Source organism: Bradyrhizobium sp., assembly GCF_016462955.1.
GTDB lineage: Bacteria > Pseudomonadota > Alphaproteobacteria > Rhizobiales > Xanthobacteraceae > Bradyrhizobium.
This window is the reverse complement of record NZ_JAEMSD010000727.1, coordinates 1-2,664: the sequence shown is the minus strand read 5'-3', so window position 1 is coordinate 2,664 and position 2,664 is coordinate 1. Positions and strand designations below refer to the sequence as shown.

At 60.5% G+C, this 2,664-nt stretch carries 2 protein-coding genes; both read right to left on the bottom strand.

Going from position 1 to position 2,664, the window contains the following annotated elements; translation table 11 throughout:
* Positions 1–10: 10 nt before the first annotated feature.
* Positions 11–1,555: an MDR family MFS transporter gene (locus JHD07_RS37480; RefSeq protein ID WP_024343490.1), complete on the bottom strand. Its 1,545-nt coding sequence runs from the start codon at positions 1,553–1,555 to the stop codon at positions 11–13.
* A 4-nt stretch (positions 1,556–1,559) separates the two neighbouring features.
* Positions 1,560–2,664 (bottom strand): HlyD family secretion protein (locus JHD07_RS37475; protein WP_029674809.1); only part of this gene is annotated, 1,105 nt, incomplete at its 5' end.

Genomic DNA, 2,664 nt, shown 5'->3' with positions numbered 1-2,664 from the left:
CAGCGTGTCGTCATTCCACCACTGCGTGCTCTGGCCCTGCCGTCTGCTTGCGCAGAGCGGCCTTCGTAGATCCAATCATGATGGCGAGCGGGATCGAGACGAGGATGAACAGCATGACGAGTTGATAGTCTTGTGAGAATGCGATGATCTGAGCCTGAACAGCGACCATCTTGTCCGCCATGGCGCGCCCAGCATCGGTGGACAGGTTGATGATGCCCCTGACATCAGGCATCTGCAGGGCGTGGTTGAACGGGTTGATGTGTTCGGACAGGATCGCATAAGTGCGGCGCGTTCCCTGAGTGAGTTGGGCGATCACGATCGAGATCCCGATCGAGCTTGCGACATTGCGCAACAGCGTCAGCATCGAGGTGCCGTCGGTGCGCAGGTGGTTTGGAAGCGTTAGAAACGAAACGGTCGATAGCGGCACGAAAACAAGGCCAAAACCGAAACCCTGGAAGACGCTGACGGTGACAATCTCCGGAACTTGAGTCATTTCGGTCCAGCCGGTCATCTGGAACAGCGAGCCCGCCGTCAGCGCGAGTCCCGAGATGATCAACGTACGGGCCTCGAAATAGCGCATGAGGCGACCGACCATCATCATGGCCAGGAACGTGCCGAGGCCGCGGCTCGCTAGCAACATGCCGGCGGTAATGATGGGATAGCCGATGACGTTCTGCAGGTAGGGCGAGGCCAGCGCCATGGTGGAGTACAGCACCAACCCCATCACCGTCATGAAGATGCAGCCCGTCACGAAATTGCGATCCTTGAACAGCGCGAACTGGATGAACGGCCGCGCGGTCGTGAAGGAGTGGGCGAAAAAGTAGTAGAAGCCCACGGCCGAGACGATGAACTCGCCAACGATTTCGTTGGATTCGAGCCACCCCAGCTGCTCACCGCGGTCAAGGGCTAGCTGTAAGGACCCGATGGCGACTGCAAGTGCCGCGAAGCCGAAGAAGTCGAACCGAAGCGTGAGATCCTTCTTGGTCTCGTCCATGAAAGCTATCAGACCGAGCACCGTCAGTGCGCCAAAAGGAAGATTGACGAAAAACACCCAGTGCCAGGAATAGGTCTCGGTGAGCCAGGCGCCCAGTGACGGGCCCATGATCGGGCCCATCATCACGCCCATGCCCCAGATCGCCATCGCCTTCGCCCGTTCCTGGAGCGTGTAGGAATCGAGCATCACGGTCTGCGAAAGCGGCACCAGGGCCGCGCCGAACACGCCCTGCAGCAGGCGGAACAGCACCATCTGGTTGATGTCCTGCGCGAGCCCGCACAGCACTGATGCAATGGTGAAGCCGGCCGAGCATATGATGAAGATTCGCTTGCGCCCGTAGCGGTTGGCGATCCACCCCACAGGCGCCGTCATGATGGCGGCAGCGACGATATAGGAGGTCAGCACCCAGTTGATCTGATCCTGCGACGCCGACAGCGTGCCCTGCATGTAGGGCAGGGCCACATTGGCAATCGTGGTATCCAGCGCCTGCATGATCGTTGCGGTCATGGCGCAGATGGTCACCATGTTCCGGCGTAGACCCGGAGGAAGTGGGCCCGACATCAGGTCAGTCCTTGTCCTGATTGGCGGTTGCCGACAGACCGAGCAGGCCCGCGAGCGTGCGCTTATGCCCGGTATCGATGGTGGCGTAGACGCTCATGCCGGCCTTCAGCTTGGCGACGTATTTGTCGTGCTCGTCGAAATAGATCCGCACCGGAACGCGCTGCACCACCTTAACGAAATTACCGGTGGCGTTCTGCGGCGGGAGGATCGCGAACTGCGCGCCGGTGCCTGGCGAGAGCGAGCCGATCGTGCCCTTGAACACGTGGTTCGGGAAGGCGTCGACCTCAAGCGTGACGGACTGCCCTTCGGTGACGTGGGTGAGATCGCTCTCCTTCGGATTGGCATCGACCCAGGGGTGCGCGACATCGATGATGGAGAAGACGGGCGTGCCGGCGGTGACATAGCGGCCGAGCTGAATCTGCTCGACCTGGGTCGCGACGCCATCCATCGGCGCGCGCAGGACCGTGTGATCGAGGTTGCGCTCGGCATCCTCCAGCTTCGCCTTAGCCTGGGCATAGGGCGGAAACTGCTCTAGTGGCAGTTCGGGGTTACCAAGCAATTGCGTCCTGGCATTGGAGAGCTGCTGCTTGATGAACTGCACCTGTGCGCTCGCGGTCACCATCGCATTGGCCGCATTGTCGAGGTCGAGCTGGGACCCGAAATTGCTTTTGACCAGTTGCTGTTTGCGTTCGACATCCCGCTGTTTCAGGTCGACGCCCTGCTGGGCAAGATCAAGCATCTGGCCATAGATCTTCACGTTCTCGACCAGATTGTCGTAGTTCGTCTTCGCCTGAGCGAGCTGCGCCTTAGCCTCGTCTACTGCGAGGCGAAACGGCACGGCGTCGATCTCGAACAGCTCGTCACCCTGCTTCACGGTCTGGCCTTCCTTAACCAGCACCTTGATGATCTTGCCGGAGATGTCGGGTGTAATCAGCACCTTCTGGGCGCCGACATAGGCATCGTCGGTGCCGACATAACGTCCGCCGTGCAGGTAAAACGCCAGTCCGCCGAGTGCGGCAGCAATGGGCAGCACCACCAACAGAAGGGGACGGCGATAACGGCGCAGACCCGCTATCATACGGCGGCGCGGTTCGGCAGCGACCTTCCTA